1 protein-coding gene is annotated in these 999 nt (G+C 64.3%); it reads right to left on the reverse strand.

Annotated features, from left to right (window positions below):
* Positions 1 to 147: 147 nt before the first annotated feature.
* Positions 148 to 663: a signal peptidase II gene (gene lspA / locus CH293_RS26910; protein ID WP_094721992.1), complete on the reverse strand. Its 516-nt coding sequence runs from the start codon at positions 661 to 663 to the stop codon at positions 148 to 150.
* Between the last annotated feature and the right edge of the window lie 336 nt (positions 664 to 999).

Consider the following 999-nt stretch of genomic DNA (forward strand, 5'->3'; position numbering starts at 1 on the left):
CTTGTCGGTGGTTGTGGTCGACTATGTTTCGAGCCGTTCCGGTGTCGATCACTCTCACTGTTCGAGCGAATCAGCATGATTGTCCTGTCGCGAATGTGTGTGCACTGCAGGGCATTCGATTCGAGCACCGAGGTATCTCATGCACGTTCACGATTCGGCGCTGTCGGGCACTGCGGGCCGAGGGGTAATCTTCGTGGCCTCTCGCGTGAACAGTGCCGCCCCGATCACCAGCACCACCCCGCAGGTGATGTAGATGTCGGCGAGGTTGAATGTCGGCCACCAACCGGTGTGAAAGTAATCGGTGACCGCGCCGTCGAGGAGCCGGTCGAGGACATTCGAGAGTGCACCGGCGAGGACCAACGACAGCGCTGCCGTGGTGACCGGACCCGCGTGAGGCGCGGTACGCCACCCGTAGATCGCCAACCCGGTGGTGATCGACGCCGTCACGGCGACGACGACCCACACGGGCAGAGAATCACCCAGGCTGAACGCCATTCCGCGATTGAAGGCCAGTCGCAGCTCGAGTATCCGCAGCGGAATCGTCGAGCCGGGCAACGCCGCCTGCGCCCAGTAGTCGACCAGTAGAGCGGCAGCGACCAGAGCCAGGACAAGGGCGGTTGCGGCGGCGCGGAGCCGAGCGGCGGCGATGGGGGAGCGGGTCACTGGTCCTCGTTCTCGGGTGTACACCGTGCGTACGTCCGGGTGCACCGCAGACGGTGCAGGTGACCCCGGATTTGCCAACACTTGAAATACTATGCACCATAGTAGTTGATGAATACCGTCGATTTCTCCGCCACCCGATGCGTCGTGTCGCCGTGAGGGCGGCGGCACCCTCGTCATGAGGGCGATGCCCGATGCCGAACCCGGGCCCGGACCGTCCTGCGTCGACCGAGGTCGAGTGTGGCGGCTGTATCGGACAAGTCGAGGTGAAGGGCCCCGAACCTGGGCACGTCTGACCGCAGCGGCAACTTCGGGGCTGGCGATGTACGCCACGTTCCC

Source organism: Rhodococcus sp. 14-2470-1b (genome assembly GCF_002259415.1).
Taxonomy (GTDB): Bacteria; Actinomycetota; Actinomycetes; order Mycobacteriales; family Mycobacteriaceae; genus Rhodococcoides.